Source organism: Oleiphilus sp. HI0067, assembly GCF_001635735.1.
Genome location: NZ_LWFI01000567.1, coordinates 1 through 889 on the forward strand (window position 1 = coordinate 1; position 889 = coordinate 889).

Sequence of the window (889 nt, forward strand, 5' to 3'; positions counted from 1 at the left end):
TGATTCGTGGTCGTTAACTTATGCTCTGCTGCACTCGCCACTAAAAAACTGATGTGGTTCAGGAGGCATACTTGGGTCCATGGTTGAATGCGCAAGTAAATTTAAGTTGGAAAGTCGATTGAATTTCATCGTGTCTTTATTAACAACCAACACAGTGAGACCGTCTATAAGTTGGTAATGCTCAAACTGCTCGCTTTCATAGATACGTTGGTTTTCATAAATTTTAAAGGCGTCATCACTACCATCTACTTTACAGATTAGGGCGCTTTGTTCTTCTGCAGAAGAATGGTTTATCCATAGAAAGGAAGAAATAAAGAGAAAGCCTAGTAAGTATTTTTGCTTGAGTTTGATGAGCATATGCATAGTGATCTCTCTTGGTCTAATCCGGGTTCGTGTTCTTTACTACGCCTTAGAGATTTATTTCCACTTCGGTATAGGGCAAGTCTTGGCTGTTCTCTGAGTTGAAAGTCGTGTCATAACTGCGTTCGATTAACGAAATTTTGTTTTGATGAATGCGCACAAGTGAGCTTGTGCGCGTGCCATACTCTTTACTCCGAATGAAAATACTCGAAAGCAATTTCTCACTTTGAACCCCCAGTCCAGTATTAGGAAGTTCATTTTCAGGCGCTTGAGTTTGATCCTGCATTAACGCAAATAAGGCATTTTTTTGATCTGTGTTTGGCTCTGGTGAATCGTCGATGCACTTTTTAAATTCGCCTTTGGCTTTGATTACTTTTGGCCAAGGTGTGTCGAGTAGGTGATTACTCAGACCATAGATACCAGCATCAAGTATGCGAAAGTTTTGCGTGTCTCGATTACTCGTGTATACAAGTTCAGTACCATCGAAGATCAGGGCATTGAATCCGGTGTAATCTTCAGAGCTTTGTGC

General features: G+C 40.8%; 2 protein-coding genes. Both read right to left on the minus strand.

The genetic code is table 11. The features are described 5' to 3' along the window. Positions 1-18: 18 nt before the first annotated feature. Positions 19-363: a hypothetical protein gene (locus A3739_RS06615; protein WP_068477393.1), complete on the minus strand. Its 345-nt coding sequence runs from the start codon at positions 361-363 to the stop codon at positions 19-21. A 46-nt stretch (positions 364-409) separates the two neighbouring features. Beyond that, the coding region (locus A3739_RS06620; RefSeq protein ID WP_197472128.1) for an NRDE family protein at positions 410-889 on the minus strand (480 nt) is incomplete at its 5' end.

Coding starts and splice junctions, on each gene's coding strand:
- A3739_RS06615 (WP_068477393.1), bottom strand. CDS start 363: ATGCATATGCTCATCAAACTCAAGCAAAAATACTTACTAGGCTTTCTC.